The sequence below is a fragment of the Parablautia sp. Marseille-Q6255 genome (assembly GCF_951230155.1).
Taxonomy (GTDB): Bacteria; Bacillota; Clostridia; order Lachnospirales; family Lachnospiraceae; genus Choladousia.
In genome coordinates this window covers 36,764-50,852 of the sequence record NZ_CATNVD010000008.1, presented here as the reverse complement: position 1 = coordinate 50,852, position 14,089 = coordinate 36,764, and the positions used below count along the sequence as shown (strand labels likewise).

General features: G+C 46.0%; 10 protein-coding genes and 3 pseudogenes. 6 read left to right on the top strand and 7 right to left on the bottom strand.

Annotation, left to right across the window (positions count from 1 at the left end; translation table 11 throughout):
* Positions 1-29: 29 nt before the first annotated feature.
* A complete protein-coding gene (locus QOX44_RS07315) occupies positions 30-2,879 on the bottom strand; it encodes a TetM/TetW/TetO/TetS family tetracycline resistance ribosomal protection protein (RefSeq protein WP_283682350.1) in 2,850 nt (949 codons plus the stop codon).
* Positions 2,880-3,033: 154 nt separating this feature from the next.
* On the opposite strand from QOX44_RS07315, the pseudogene QOX44_RS07310 reads away from it, so the two are divergent.
* Positions 3,034-4,374, top strand: a pseudogene (locus QOX44_RS07310) (ATP-binding protein); the annotation flags it as partial.
* A 72-nt stretch (positions 4,375-4,446) separates the two neighbouring features.
* On the opposite strand, the pseudogene QOX44_RS07305 reads toward QOX44_RS07310, so the two are convergent.
* Positions 4,447-4,536 (bottom strand): annotated as a pseudogene (locus tag QOX44_RS07305) (CD1845 family protein); the annotation flags it as partial.
* A gap of 107 nt (positions 4,537-4,643) precedes the next feature.
* Positions 4,644-4,724, bottom strand: a pseudogene (locus QOX44_RS18310) (plasmid mobilization relaxosome protein MobC); the annotation flags it as partial.
* 355 nt (positions 4,725-5,079) lie between these two features.
* Here QOX44_RS18310 and QOX44_RS18205 point away from each other — a divergent pair.
* From QOX44_RS18205 to QOX44_RS07275, 5 genes are all read left to right on the top strand, one after another.
* Positions 5,080-5,391, top strand: a complete 312-nt coding sequence (locus QOX44_RS18205) for a PBECR4 domain-containing protein (protein WP_283682349.1) — start codon at positions 5,080-5,082, stop codon at positions 5,389-5,391.
* 25 nt (positions 5,392-5,416) lie between these two features.
* Complete coding sequence (locus QOX44_RS07290) at positions 5,417-5,695, top strand: type II toxin-antitoxin system RelB/DinJ family antitoxin (protein WP_283682348.1); 279 nt, start codon at positions 5,417-5,419, stop codon at positions 5,693-5,695.
* Positions 5,692-5,982, top strand: coding sequence for a type II toxin-antitoxin system YafQ family toxin (locus QOX44_RS07285; protein WP_283682347.1), 291 nt, complete (start codon positions 5,692-5,694; stop codon positions 5,980-5,982). Before QOX44_RS07290 ends, QOX44_RS07285 begins: the two co-directional genes overlap by 4 nt.
* A 371-nt stretch (positions 5,983-6,353) precedes the next feature.
* The gene (locus QOX44_RS07280; RefSeq protein ID WP_283682346.1) at positions 6,354-8,447 is read left to right on the top strand and encodes a hypothetical protein; all 2,094 of its coding nucleotides are present in this window, start codon (positions 6,354-6,356) and stop codon (positions 8,445-8,447) included.
* A 74-nt stretch (positions 8,448-8,521) separates the two neighbouring features.
* Positions 8,522-9,253, top strand: a complete 732-nt coding sequence (locus QOX44_RS07275) for a hypothetical protein (protein WP_283682345.1) — start codon at positions 8,522-8,524, stop codon at positions 9,251-9,253.
* A gap of 85 nt (positions 9,254-9,338) precedes the next feature.
* Here QOX44_RS07275 and QOX44_RS07270 read toward each other — a convergent pair whose 3' ends face one another.
* The 4 genes from QOX44_RS07270 to QOX44_RS07255 all read right to left on the bottom strand — a co-directional run bounded on the left by QOX44_RS07270 (position 9,339) and on the right by QOX44_RS07255 (position 13,898).
* Positions 9,339-11,336, bottom strand: a complete 1,998-nt coding sequence (locus tag QOX44_RS07270) for an ABC transporter permease (RefSeq protein WP_283682344.1) — start codon at positions 11,334-11,336, stop codon at positions 9,339-9,341.
* Positions 11,323-12,093, bottom strand: coding sequence for an ABC transporter ATP-binding protein (locus QOX44_RS07265; RefSeq protein ID WP_283682343.1), 771 nt, complete (start codon positions 12,091-12,093; stop codon positions 11,323-11,325). The genes QOX44_RS07270 and QOX44_RS07265 overlap by 14 nt, the downstream gene beginning before the upstream one ends.
* Positions 12,094-12,222: 129 nt before the next feature.
* Positions 12,223-13,239 carry a sensor histidine kinase gene (locus tag QOX44_RS07260; protein ID WP_283682342.1) on the bottom strand — a complete coding sequence of 339 codons (1,017 nt, stop codon included), beginning with the start codon at positions 13,237-13,239 and terminating at the stop codon, positions 12,223-12,225.
* Entirely contained in the window at positions 13,236-13,898 is a 663-nt protein-coding gene (locus QOX44_RS07255; protein WP_283682341.1) for a response regulator transcription factor, read from the bottom strand. Before QOX44_RS07255 ends, QOX44_RS07260 begins: the two co-directional genes overlap by 4 nt.
* Positions 13,899-14,089 lie beyond the last annotated feature (191 nt).

Below are 14,089 nucleotides of genomic sequence, written 5' to 3'. Positions count from 1 at the left end.
ATTCTGCTTTTTTTATAATTCTTCTGTGACTATTTGGGCAGGCGCACATCCTCCAGCCACTGACTCACCGGCCCATCCAGATGATCAAACAGATATCGTTTCCCGCCTGTCTGCCTGCCCAGATATTCCTTTCTGATTTCCTGCTGCATCAGTTCCACTTCCTCAAGGAGTCCCGCTGCTGAAAGCCTTCCTGCACCTGCGCCGAAAATAATGATCTGCTCCAGCGCATCCGACGTCGCTACGGTGACGTGATACCTCCTGCCTATCGCACGGACTGTTTTCTCAATATACTGATCTGCCGTTTCCGCTTCCTTCGTATAAACGACATGGATATTGTGATACTGAAATACCTCTCCTCTGCCCCCGGAGACCCTGTACGCGTCAAAGACAAGGATCAGATGACATTTTTTATATCCCTGATAATTGCACAGAATATCCATCAGCCTGCCGCGCGCAGCGTCGATATTGACCTTCGCCAGCTCCCTTAAATCCTCCCACGCAAAAATAATATTATACCCGTCAACCAGCAGATATTCCTCCTGCGCCTCCCCGGACTGCCCGGTCCTTTGCGTGTCTGTTCCGGAAGCCTCTATGCGCCGGCTTTTTTTATATGGATTGTTTCTTTGCCGGTCTGCGTCCCTTTTGGAGGTCCCGTACGTGCGTGCAAAAATCTCTTCGAGCTCCTTATCCTCAGCCGTGCTGATCCCATAGCCGCCCTCACGCCTTTTCTCCTGCGTCTTCGGATATCCTTTCATCGTCCCCGCAGCTTGGTCACTCATTACAGCCGCACCATCCGGCACCCCCTGCTTTGCGCTCCAGCCGCTTTCCACATGCATATAATCACGCACCTGATCCCAGCTTACCACATAACCCGCTCCATGCGCACAGAATACCGATCCGGTCGGATGTTCCAGATCCGCCTCGGGATCATAGGCGCGCGCTTCTATCACCTCTTCGGCATTGTGGCACACCTCATATCCCTTCAGCGTACACGTCATCCGGCCGCGCCCCTTGGTATAAGAGATCAACTCGGTCTGGTAGCCCCGCATCGTCACCACCGGCGCGCTCCCGCAGATCACTGTCATCTCACCATCTGTCTGAGGCGGTTCAAATTCTCCGCACATCTTCTGGATATCCGTCATCACACGCCCGATCGCTTCTGTCGGAACCTCGATCTTAAATGCATACACGGGCTCCAAAAGAATGCTCTGCGCACAGCGCAGTCCGTGGCGCACTGCGCGGTACGTCGCCTGCCGGAAGTCACCGCCCTCTGTGTGCTTCTGGTGCGCACGCCCCGCGATCAGCGTGATCCGCATATCCGTGATCTCCGATCCGGTCAGCACGCCTTTGTGCTGCCGCTCTTCCAGATGCGTCAGGATCAGGCGCTGCCAGTTCTTATCCAGCATGTCCTCGCTGCACGAAGCTGCAAACTGCAGCCCGCTCCCGCGCTCCGCAGGCTCAAGCAGCAGATGGACCTCCGCATAATGACGCAGTGGTTCAAAATGGCCGACTCCCTCCACCGCAGAGGCGATCGTCTCCTTGTACACAATATTTCCCGCGCCAAACTCTACCCATATGCCAAAGCGCTCCCGGATCAGCCTTTTTTGCACTTCGATCTGTACTTCTCCCATCAGCTGCGCATGGATCTCGCCGGTCTGCTCCTCCCATACAATATGCAGCTCCGGCTCTTCCTCCTCCAGCTCGCGAAGCTGCAAAAAGGTCTTATGTACGTCACATTCCGGCGGCAGCTCAATCCGGTAAGACAGCACCGGCTCCAGGATCGGCAGCGCCGCCTGTGTCTGCGCGCCAAGTCCCTCCCCGGCATACGTATGATCAAGCCCTGTCACCGCACATACCTCTCCTGCCTGCACTTCCTGGACTGCCTGAAAGCTGCTCCCGGAAAAGATCCTGATCTGATTGACCTTCTGCTCCCAGACCGCCCCACTGCCTGTCCCTGGAGCCTGTCCCTTTGCCTCTTCCCGCACAGGCTGCGCTTCCTGCTGCATCCCCTGTACCGCCTCCGGTCTCCGGTTCGTCAGCAGATCCTTCACCCTCAGCCGTCCGCCTGTGATCTTCATATGCGTCAGTCTGTTTCCCTGCGCATCGCGTGTGATCTTAAATACTCTCGCGCCAAATGCACTGCCGTACTCCCGCGCCTTCGCATAGTCATGGATGCCCGTCAGAAGCTCCTGTACGCCCTGCATCTTGAGCGCCGAGCCAAAATAACAGGGAAAAACCTTTCTCTGCGCGATCAGGCGCACGATCTCCTGCTGCGCGACTGCCCCGGATTCCAGATAATGCTCCAGAACCTCCTCGTCACACATCGCCAGATTTTCATAGAATCCCTCCAGAAGAGCCCCTGCACTTTCTGCCCCTGCAAGCGGACCAAAATCTACACACCGGCTATCCAGCCTCTTTTCCAGCTCCTGCATCAGCGCTGCGCGATCCGTCCCCTGCTGGTCCATCTTATTTACAAACACAAATACCGGGATCTGATACCTGTCCAGCAGCCGCCACAAAGTCTCCACATGACCCTGCACCCCGTCCGGACCGCTGATCACGAGGATCGCATAATCCAGGATCTGGAGCGTGCGCTCCATCTCCGCCGCAAAATCCACATGCCCCGGCGTATCCATCAAAGTCACGGGAACATCTCCCAGCAGAAGCCTGGCCTGCTTGGAAAAGATCGTGATCCCACGTTCCCGCTCCAGATCAAAATTATCGAGAAACGCATCCTGATGATCCACACGCCCCAGTTTGCGGATGCTGCCTGTCAGATACAAAATCCCCTCCGCCAAAGTCGTCTTTCCGGCATCGACATGGGCAAGGATCCCCACACAGATATGTTTTTGTATTTTTTCAGACTCCCTCTCACCCATAAAAAATGCCTCCTTCCATGGTCACATAATGCTGGATTATACCACAAAAAGAGGCGATAGTCGAGATGCCATGCGCAATCAGCCACAGCGACCACGACAGGCAGGAGGAATGACATGATACAGAACTTGTCTTTTTGGACACTTTTCAGTTGATAGCTGGCTGAAAAGCGTGAGTGCTTTTTCTAACGGAATTGGCGGCACCTTATTCTTTGGTATCTCTGACAACCGGAATCCAGTTGGACTTTCCGATGTTCAAAAAGATGCTGAAGCCATCAGCCGCTTAATAAAAGAACGAATCACACCATTACCTCAGTTTACCTTGAAGCCTTTACAGGAAGATGGTAAAAATTTATTGGCACTGGAAATTTCTTCTGGTCGCAGTACCCCATATTATTACAAGGCAGACGGCGTGATGGAAGCATATATCCGTGTTGGAAATGAAAGCGTAATTGCACCGGATTACATTGTGAATGAACTGATCTTAAAGGGAACCAATCAGTCCTTTGACACCTTAACAACAGAAGCTGTGAAAAAGGATTACAGCTTCACACTCCTGGAGGCAACCTATCTGGAACGAACCGGCCTCCGCTTTGAGCCATCCGATTATGTCTCCTTCGGTTTGGCTGACAAAAATGGGTTCTTGACCAATGCCGGAAAGCTCATGACCGATCAGCACACAGTTTATAACTCCCGTATATTCTGTACCCGGTGGAATGGCTTGGAAAAAGGCTCTATCTTTGATGATGCGTTGGACGATAAAGAATACGAAGGGAATCTGATTTATCTACTGAAAAGCGGCAGTGAATTTATTCGCAATAATTCCAAAGTCCGTTTTATCAAAGAGGCACAGTATCGTGTAGACAAGCCGGATTATGCTGAACGAGCTGTGACAGAGGCTCTTGTTAATGCGCTTATCCATCGTGATTATATTGTGCTTGGCAGCGAAGTCCATATTGATATGTTTGATGATCGGGTGGAAATCACATCTCCTGGCGGTATGTTTGGCGGCGGATCAATTCAGGAATACGATATTTATAGTATCCGTTCAATGCGACGAAACCCTGTGATTGCTGACCTGTTCCACCGCATGAAATACATGGAACGCCGTGGAAGTGGTCTGCGCAAAATCGTCAGTGAAACTGAAAAACTACCTGGATATTCAGAAACATATAAACCGGAATTTTTCTCGACAGCAATAGATTTCAGGGTCATCTTGAAAAATGTAAACTACATCATGTGCGGTGCTTCCGTACATGATGCCGCACATGAGACAGCACATGATACATCTGTGATCAGCAAGCAAAACTTGCTATTGGAATTTTGTGCAGACCCTAAAAGTCGAGATGAAATGCAAGCATATATTGATGTTTCCAGTCGTTCTCACTTCAGCAAATATTACCTCAAGCCTTTATTATCTTCTGGTAAACTTGAAATGATGTTTCCAGACAAACCCAAAAGCAAAAACCAGAAATACTCTACCGTTCATTCCAAATAACCAAGAAGCAGGGCATTGGGTCTCATCTCCCATTGTCCTGCTTCTTTTCATTCCAAATTATATTCACATCATTTACCCATACACCCAATCCTGGATCGCAAATTTCAAACTCTGCACCTTGCCCAGCAGCCAGATCGCAGCCAGCGGCAACCCCATCGGGTTACTCATATTATCCGGTAGAGACAGGCAAAAGACAAGGATACTGGCAAAAAGAAAAAGCATCATAACCCCCCGTCTCATGCACTTTGCGAGTCAACTGATTCAAGTTATTGCTGCATCTTTTGATGGATCAGCTCCAGTTCCTCTGCGAACACCCAAAACAAAACCGGAACATCCCGCTTTCGCTTTATACCCCAAAAAGAGGCGACAGTCGAGATGCCATGCGCAATCAGCCACAGCGACCACGACAGGCAGGAGGAATGACATGATACAGAAAACGCAGCTTCTGCAAGGATAACCGGTAACCTCATTGAATGAATTTATTGACATATTTTCTGAAGTTGCATATAAATAGTATAAGGTGGGCAACGGCGTGTGTCTGCCAAAGCGTTGAAGCATAACAGCGTACCGGGATGCCTTGTTATGCAGAGTTTTCAGTAGGGGTTGTGCAGTAACCTCAAACCGGAGTAGGCTGCAAAGCCGAAAGAAAATGCTCAAAGCCGCCTTGCATTGCAGGGCGGCTTTCTTTATGGACAGAGAGGTTTTATGGATAAATTACAAAAGTGCGCAAAAGCATTTGAGAAATTGTTGGAGATACAATATCGGATCGTGATTGGCCGAAAGGGAAAAACCGCAGAGTTAGTAATTGGCTTTTCCAAATTGGACTTTCATCATCTGATGAGTCTTGGAAAACTGAAAGATTTGCGGATCGCAAAACAAAATCGTGGTTCTGTATTTGATGAAATCATAACCGGAAGCACTACCTATGATAGATCAGTCCTTTTATTATTGAATGAATTTATTGTTAAATATTCGTGCAAAATATTGTTTTCTTCGTGCAAATGGCATATACTATAATTACCAGCAGAAAGGGGTTGATCGTATGGCTGGAAAGACCACAAACATCAGTATCCGCATGGACGCAGATTTGAAAGCGCAGGCGGACGCACTGTTTTCGGAACTTGGCATGAACCTGACTACGGCGTTTAACATCTTTGTGCGCCAGTCGCTTCGTGAAGGCGGCATTCCCTTTGAGGTAAGGCTGGAACAGCCGAACAAAGAAACGGTTGCTGCCATGCTGGAAGCGGAAAGGATTGCAAAAGCCCCGTCTGTAAAGGGCTACAATGACCTTGACGAGTTGTTTGCTGACCTGAAAAGATGAAAGAAACCAAATATACCGTCAAGTACACGACCAGTTTCAAAAAAGACTACAAACGAGCCATAAAGCGTGGCTTGAAGATCGAACTTCTGGAGCAGGTCGTGGCATTGCTGGCGATGGGCGAACCGCTGCCGGATAAGAACCGTGACCATGACTTGTCCGGCGATTGGGCAGGGCATCGGGAATGTCATATTCTCCCGGACTGGCTGCTTGTCTACCGCATAGAGGGTGATGTTCTGGTGCTGACGCTGGCTCGCACCGGCACACACAGCGACTTGTTCGGCAAATGAACAGTCTGCCGCAGCTGAATATGACCGTCAAGGTCCGATGAAAAAACCGATGTATTGAGCGTAAAGCAATCATGCGTCGGTTTTCTTTTTGCAAAATCCTGGTATGGCTATTCACCATTTAATCCCCAGTTGTATAGTAGAAAAGTGATGACGAAAAAACAGGCAACTGCTATAATGTTTGCATATAGATATGACAATTTGACAATCGCTTTTTCTTAGTAGCTGTCTTTTTTAACAGAGGTACTGAAATGACATTTTATGAACTGATGGTCCCTGCACTTTCCATATTGCTGGAAACCTAAAAAAGTCTATGGGTTTGCTATACAGGAAGAAAATCTGGACATCAACCCCTTACTTAAAGGAGATTACTTATGTATCAAGAAAACGAACTCCAAAAATTGTATGAGCGTCTAAAAGCGCAATATCCCCAGTATCAGCTGGATTTTTCCGGAGACAGTCTGACCCTGAACCGGCTCTACTGCAAGGTCGAGGTAAGGCAATCTGGCGCAAAGCTATATGTAAACGGAAATCTGTATGACCAATTTACCAGTGAATATGTGGATGACCCAGACGATCTGTATGAACTGATTGAGGCATTTTTACTGGATCTTCAGCACGCAGGTATGAAGCAGGGAAACGAAACCTACATTGCCGCCACAAAGCAGGCCGCCAAGATGGGAAGCCGCTTTCCGATTGGAACAGCGATGTGCTTTACCCTTTTGATGATTGGTCTGATCGCTTGGAACAGTCCCTGGCTGTTTTTGTTGATCCTTCTTCTTCCGGCAGCGTCTCTCCTGATACTAAAACAAATGCAAAAAAAGATCTTCCAGCGCTGCTGGATCTGCCCTGCCTGCGGCCAGCCCTTGCCCATGGGCGGGAAAGGTCACAGCTGTGAGATGGCGTATGTAGCCCAATGTCCTCACTGCGCCCATGTGCTGGAACAACCGCCGAAGTTAGCGGCTGTTCAGACGGAATATGCTCCCCCAAAGCCTCTGGAACCGCCCCATGATCTGCCAACCCCCGGAAGCAAGTGGCCATGTATGATTACTGGCGGTATTACCATCGCTTTTGCTCTGCTCCTGCTCCCGCTGATTTTTATTCCCGACGGGAATGAGCCGCTGGACATGGCGGGCGTGTGGACCGGTGTGGGGATTCTTCTCTACCTGCTTGGATTCGGTCTGACACTGCTACTGTGCCGCCATGTCGAACCGGAAGAAACCCAGCAGCCGCTGGTGATCGTACGGGAGCGGATGGTAGTCACGGTCCTTGGCGTAATTGTCTGGGTGCTTGGATTTGTTCTGACCCTCATGGGTGTCATTGTGGCCGGGACGCCACCCTTTGAACCAGATGTCACTGCCTTTGTGACAGTTCCCGGCGTGCCGCTTTTTCTTATGGGAGTATGGATGATTTTGGCCGGGCGCAACCGGTCTTTGTCCGTATTCCAGGATAACTCTATTTTGTACATCAGCAGCTGGGGAAGAAAACGGGAATTTGCGCCGGGGCAGGTAGCCTCCGTTCGGCTGACAGCCAACCGTTCCATTCATCTGCGGAACAAGGACGGAAAAAAGCTGGTATCTATCGAAACAAATATGCGGGGTATCCCACGGTTTGCAGAGTGGCTCGAAAGTACCCATCTTGCTGCAACATTGACTCCTGCGATGGAAAAACAAACCAGACAAGAGGAACAGCAGGAGAACACCGTCCAATGGCGGGAGGAGTACCACACTCACTGGCATGACCATATCAAAAGTATCCGGATCGGATTGTGGGTTGTTATTGTATTGTTTGCCATTGGCGTTCTTGTTCCTATTCCGCTATATCTTTTCGCTGATGCAAAGTTTACTGCGGTTATGAAAATTGGTGCACTTGCTCCTGTTCCATTTCTTTTATTTTGTTTGGTGTTCGCGCCTGTACTCTCCTTTGGAGACAAACCGCAGAACGCAACACCAGAGTGGAGAGCCATGCACATCCATGTCCCGCTGATTATTTGCTTGTTAATAGGATATACTTATTTCTGGCAAGTTAGTGACATCTGGGGCGATTTGGTGCTTCGGGAGGCAGATGGCAACTGGGGATGGCTAATTCGGATACTGTCTATCACCATAGTATTGGTTGTGCTGCAAGTTCTTCGTTCGCCGAAGCGGAATCGGGTAGCCGCAGGGTTGTATATGGGAGTGGTTGGGCTGTCCATTGCCTGTGGACTTCATTACTGTGTAAATGCAGCTCTTATTGGCCCGGCCCAGCATTATCCAGCTGTTATTGTGGATAGCCATGCAGAAGATCCGGATGTAGATGATGATGATTACACATTGACTATTGTGATGGATAACGGGGAAGAAACAGACCTTGTAGTTACTGAAAAAGTATATGAGATGGCTATGAACAGTGAACCATTGGAAATTTGCCATAGAGAAAGTCCTTTTGGCGTGGTTTTTCTGGGTATTCATATGCCGTCAACAGAATAATTAAATTTCATAAAAGATAGAATTATTTAAGGATGTCCTTATAAACAACCATATATCAGAGGAGATTGTGTAATATGAAGGAACAAAAGAAATCTTCTTGGGGAGCCGTTCTGGTGTCATTTTTAAAGGAATTTCTATTAAACTCATTCGAATCCCCAGGTCATCTTTATTATGATGAAAATTTAACCAATGAAGGAAAAAGAAAGAAAAATTATATTTGGAGAGTGCTTCTACTGGTGACTGCGATAGGAGTAGCTCTGCTTCCTTTTATAGCCTGGAATATGTTTGTTCCAGATGTATTATGGGCAAAAATAGTTACCGTTGTAATGTGTGAAGGCTATGTTGTTTTTATAGTACGTATGGAGATTATCCAGATAAAGGATGAACTAAAGGAAGATATGTTAAAAATAGGGGAATATATAATTACTCCCAAAGGAAATATTTCCCTATTTAAAGAAATTGATTTTAAGATTGCTCAAACAGAGTATTCTTATACAATATTGATTTCCAGGAAACCTTTAAAATGGCTTTATAAGAAGTTTTATGTTACAATCTACGGAAGACATGGAAAAGTAAAAAAGATTGAACTGGTTCGGGCAGACAAAAAAGATTCTACGAAATACGGGACAGTGAATGATACAGCCTTAGAAAAGTTACAAGAAGAAAATAATAGGTTTTTAAAGAAATGCTTAGGCACGCCCAGCAAAAAGAGTATGAGAGATGTCGAATATTATTATGACTGGGGACAAATACAATCATTCTATGATAATCGTTCTTGTCGAACAGGAATTGTAATTATATTTTAAATAAGGAATTTAAATTTTCATAGTTATATTAAGCAGGAAATCTGAAATGAAAAGATCTCCTGCTTTTTTGCACCGCCGATTTCTTTTACTCTGTAACAATGCTCTTGCAAGATAAATAGGTCGCAAGAAAATAACTCCCGTAAACAATAAGGAAAAGAATAATCGTCAAACCAAGGTTTGTTGAAATATGGATATTCATAAACTCCTCAACGACAGTCATTGCTTTGCCGATCAGGAAGGTCGAATATGTCCCGGCAACGGTCAGTGGAATTGCAAAGAACACAGCCGTCTGCGTAAAAAGTGTGCGGTTGATTTGCCTGCGTCTGGCTCCCAGCTTTTGCAGCAGGCCATATCGGTAAATATTGTCAGTCGTTTCCGTGAGCTGTTTCAGCGCCAAAAGAGCGGCACAGATCAACAAAAAGATCAAGCCGATATAGCAGCAAAGGAAACTCACCAAAGCATTAAGGCCGTAGAACATTTCGTACATCATGTTCTTTTCTGCATACCGATATCCACGCGTTTCGTCCAAACCAATGGGGATCATTTTTTGTAGAATCTCATTGGAATCCACATCCGGTTTGTATTGCACCAAAAGCACATTAACATCTTTTTCAAGGACAGCTGCCACATGCTCCGGGACAATCAATGTTCCGCGATCATTGTTTCCAACAGAAGTCATAAAATACGTTTCTTGCAGAACTTCATTGGATGCACGCTGTAAGGTCGTACCGCCGATTACAATTTCTGAATGACTTTGTAGAGCCGCTGAAACATGTTGATATGTTCCATTGTAATTACAGTTTAACAAATATTCGTCATTGTTCAGCATGATTGGCTTTTTACCCTGCATAACTAAAGCACGGTTAAAATCTGAAACGGTCATTACGGAAACTCTGCTATCGGGAATTTTTTCGTCAATCGGCCACAGCTCGACATTCTGACCTTCAAATAGCTCTGCATAGGTCATGTCAGCCTCATAAATGCTGATTTGCTCCATATCTTCGGCATAGTCACTCATTATAACATCTTGTGTGGCAAGATACTCTGCAATATCATTGTCGCCATCAATAGAAACATTAGAAAGAACATTCAAATCATAGGGAGTTGCAGCTTTTGACAATTCATTCATTGCAAGAGCTGTACTTGCTCCGATGGATACAGCGCAGATGGTAATGGTCAGCAGACCACAAATAATTGTCACCACAAAATAATTCGTGCGGATTTTACTGCTGATTTGGCATACAAGGAATGTATTCAAACCTTTCAAATAGAACTCTTTACCGGCTCTTACCACCTGGATGAAAACAGTGGATAATGAATGGAATAGCAGAAAAGTTCCAACAACCAAAGCCACTCCCGCAATCTGAAAAGACATGTTTTCACGAGATGGCAGTATTCCGTTTTTATTGAACAACACAGCGGAAATCCCTATACAGATCAGAGAAAGTACAAACAGGCAGATTGGTAAAACACGATTTTCTGCTTTTATGCTTTCGTTCTTTCTGCTGGCTGTCAATAAGTCGATTAATTTGACATTCGTTACAGACCACACATTAAAAAGCATAACGATAAAGAAGATAATCGCAAAGCAAAGTACCGTCTGTCGAAATGCTCCGGCAGAAAATACGATTTGAAATTTATCCAGTTCAATCGCAAAGAGCTTTAATGCAATCAAAGAAAGTCCCTGCGAAAAGAGAAACCCAAGAATCAAGCCAGAAGCCAAAGCAACGACACCAACACAGAGTGTTTCACCGGCAAACAGTCTGGAAATACGCCCTTTTTTCATACCGAGCGTCATATATACGCCCAATTCCTTTTTGCGGCGTTTCAAAAGAAACTGGTTGGCATAAATAATCAGGAAAGCCAATACTACCGCAATGACAACAGAAAGCGCCGACAACAGTATGCCAAGTTGGTCGTATAAGAGCGTTCCGGTCATTCCCATATTGGAAAAGGCCGGCTGATCGGAAATTGAGTTAAAGGCATAAAACAGACTGACCGAAAGCGTCAGTGTAAGGAAATAAACCAGGTAGTCCCGGATGTTCTTATGAGTATTTCGGAGGATCAGCTTAAATGAGGTCATTCTGCTCACCTCCCAAGACCGAAACCACTTCCAGAATCTTTGCAAAAAAGTCTTTGCGTGTGTCTGTCCCCCGATGCAGTTCATTGAACACCTGACCGTCTTTGATAAACAAAATGCGATGGCAATAGCTGGCTGAAAAAGCATCATGCGTTACCATGAGGATTGTCGCCGCAAGCTGTTCGTTCAATTCCGTCAGCATCGTCAACAGCATCCGTGAGGAGCTGGAATCAAGAGCGCCAGTCGGTTCATCAGCCAGTACCATTGCGGGATTGGTTGCCATTGCTCTTGCAGCGGCTACCCGCTGCTGTTGGCCGCCGGACATCTGATAGGGATATTTGTTCAATACCTCCTGAATGTTCAGCTCCTTTGCAATCTGAGGAACACGTTTTTGAATCTCGCCGGGTTTGATTCCTGCGATAGACAAGGCCAGCGAGATATTCTCGTAAGCTGTCAGAGTATCCAGCAGATTGAAGTCCTGAAAGATAAAGCCCAGCTTTTTTCCACGAAAGTCTGCAAGCTGCGATCCATGCAGCGTTGTAATGTCCTTTCCCTCCACATAAATATGTCCGCTGGTAACGGTATCAATCGTAGAGATACAGTTCAGCAAAGTGGTTTTCCCCGAACCGGAAGCACCCATAATACCGAGAAACTCACCCTTACGCGCAGAGAAAGAAATATGATCGACAGCTTTTGTCAGGCTGCCCTTGTTACCGTAAATTTTTTGGATGTCATCCACCCGTAAAATCATGTCCTCCATTGATTATAAGACTCCTTTCTCAAAAGCGGTTTGCTTTTATATTCTTACTCTACCATAGAGACTTCTCCTGCGCCATTAAGTTAAATTACATTTACCTTACCAGAATGTAAGGTTGAAAAAAGCGAGGTTTTACAGCCCCGCCTCTTTCAAATAGCTCTCCGTGGGAAATACCATGGTTGCGGTAGTCCCCTGTCCGGGTTCACTGGAAATGGAAAGTATAATATTCATTTTCTTGCACAGCTTTTGGCTCAAATACAGCCCAATCCCGGTTGACTTGGAATAGCAGCGTCCGTTTTCACCAGTGAAACCTTTATCGAATACTCGTGGCAAGTCTGCAGCGGAAATCCCAATCCCATTATCGGAAATAAAAAGGGAAACATTGTTTTTATCTACTCTGGCAAAAAATTCAATTTGCAGATTGTCTTTTCGATACTTAATCGCATTGGATATAATCTGTCCGATTACAAATGCACAGCTCTTGCTATCAGCAACAACGGGAATGTCCAGACCATCCAACACTGGTTTACCGCCTGCCTGGATCAGAGGCTTGGAATATTTTTTCAGCGCAGCATGAACAAGCGACTGCAATGTGGTTTTTTCCACCTTAAAATCCTTCTCCACATCCGTGCTGCGGGCATAGTATAGTACCTGTTCCACATAAGTATCAATTTTACGGAGTTCATCGTCGATGCGCAGCGTGGTAGGATTTTTTTCATTTTCTATCATCAGACGGGCAGAGGTAATAGGGGTCTTGATCTCATGTACCCATGAATCAATGTACTCCCGGTATTCCCTGCTTGCCTGTTTCGCATTGGCAATCTGGTCGTTCTGGTATTTATTGCAGCGCCTTAAAATATCCACTAAAATCTGACCTTCCAAAAAATGAGGCTGTGTCAAAAGTTCGCCCAAAAGCGACTTTTCTTCCATCTGTTCCGACATTTTCAGGAGTAGATTATAATAACTTCGCTTGCGTAAAAAATCATATGCCAAAGCAAAAATATGCGCTGCCATAAGGATCATTTCGGCAAACAGAATAAAAATAGCAGGGAGTTCAATCAGCCAAAGCAGGCCAAACAGCAGAAGTGCCGATACCAGCATACATATCAAGGAAAAAATTCGGTCTAAAAGATACTCGGAGAATCTCATACGCAATACCCCAAGCCACGCTTCGTTTCCAAATAGTCAGGCAAGCCGATCTCAGCCAGCGTTTTCCGCAGACGAACGATATTCACATTCAAAGTGTTTTCGTCTATGAATTGCTCACTCTGCCAGAGTTCATCAATAATGGCGTCACGAGGAATGATATTTCCCTTGTTTACCATGAGCAGACGCAAAATCCCCATTTCATTTTTAGTAAGAGATTTTCTCTTCCCCTGATAATTGATTTCTGCTTTGAGCAGGTTTAGAGTTAAGCCTTTGTGTGTCAAAACCATATTGTCCTGCACTTCATAAGTTCGTGCCAGAAGTTTTTGTATACGAGCCAAAAGGACCTGTGCATTGTAGGGCTTTGAAATATAATCATCGGCACCGATATTCAAACTCATTAACTCGTCAAAATCGCTGTTTCTGCTGGTAAGCACGATGATTGGAAGATTGGATTTCTGCCGGATTTCTCTGCAAACCTGAAAACCGTCCTGATACGGCAGATTAATGTCCAGAAGAATCAAGTCAGCCCCAGAAGAAAGAGCAGTTTCAGCAATACAATGAAAATCACTGCTGCTGGCACATTGATATCCGTATTTTTCAAGAAATTGGGTAAGTTCCTCACGGATTGCTGGTTCATCCTCTATGATAAAAATTTTCATTTCGTTGCCTCCCTTGTTTTGCTCTCATATCCAGCGCCCCTTTTCATGTCATATAATCCGTCTTGCATCTTCACAAAACATATTATAGTTCTCTTACTCGGGCAATACAAGTGTATCGAAATTTTTGCACCGGTGTTCCAATGCGGGCATTGCGATCTCTGTCAGGATACGCACCGCCTTTGGGTATGGCA

Excerpts from the sequence above, each read along its gene's own strand:
- QOX44_RS07315 (WP_283682350.1), bottom strand. The coding sequence starts at position 2,879 with ATGGGTGAGAGGGAGTCTGAAAAAATACAAAAACATATCTGTGTGGGG.
- QOX44_RS18205 (WP_283682349.1), top strand. The coding sequence starts at position 5,080 with ATGGATAAATTACAAAAGTGCGCAAAAGCATTTGAGAAATTGTTGGAG.
- QOX44_RS07290 (WP_283682348.1), top strand. The coding sequence starts at position 5,417 with ATGGCTGGAAAGACCACAAACATCAGTATCCGCATGGACGCAGATTTG.
- QOX44_RS07285 (WP_283682347.1), top strand. The coding sequence starts at position 5,692 with ATGAAAGAAACCAAATATACCGTCAAGTACACGACCAGTTTCAAAAAA.
- QOX44_RS07280 (WP_283682346.1), top strand. The coding sequence starts at position 6,354 with ATGTATCAAGAAAACGAACTCCAAAAATTGTATGAGCGTCTAAAAGCG.
- QOX44_RS07275 (WP_283682345.1), top strand. The coding sequence starts at position 8,522 with ATGAAGGAACAAAAGAAATCTTCTTGGGGAGCCGTTCTGGTGTCATTT.
- QOX44_RS07270 (WP_283682344.1), bottom strand. The coding sequence starts at position 11,336 with ATGACCTCATTTAAGCTGATCCTCCGAAATACTCATAAGAACATCCGG.
- QOX44_RS07265 (WP_283682343.1), bottom strand. The coding sequence starts at position 12,093 with ATGGAGGACATGATTTTACGGGTGGATGACATCCAAAAAATTTACGGT.
- QOX44_RS07260 (WP_283682342.1), bottom strand. The coding sequence starts at position 13,239 with ATGAGATTCTCCGAGTATCTTTTAGACCGAATTTTTTCCTTGATATGT.
- QOX44_RS07255 (WP_283682341.1), bottom strand. The coding sequence starts at position 13,898 with ATGAAAATTTTTATCATAGAGGATGAACCAGCAATCCGTGAGGAACTT.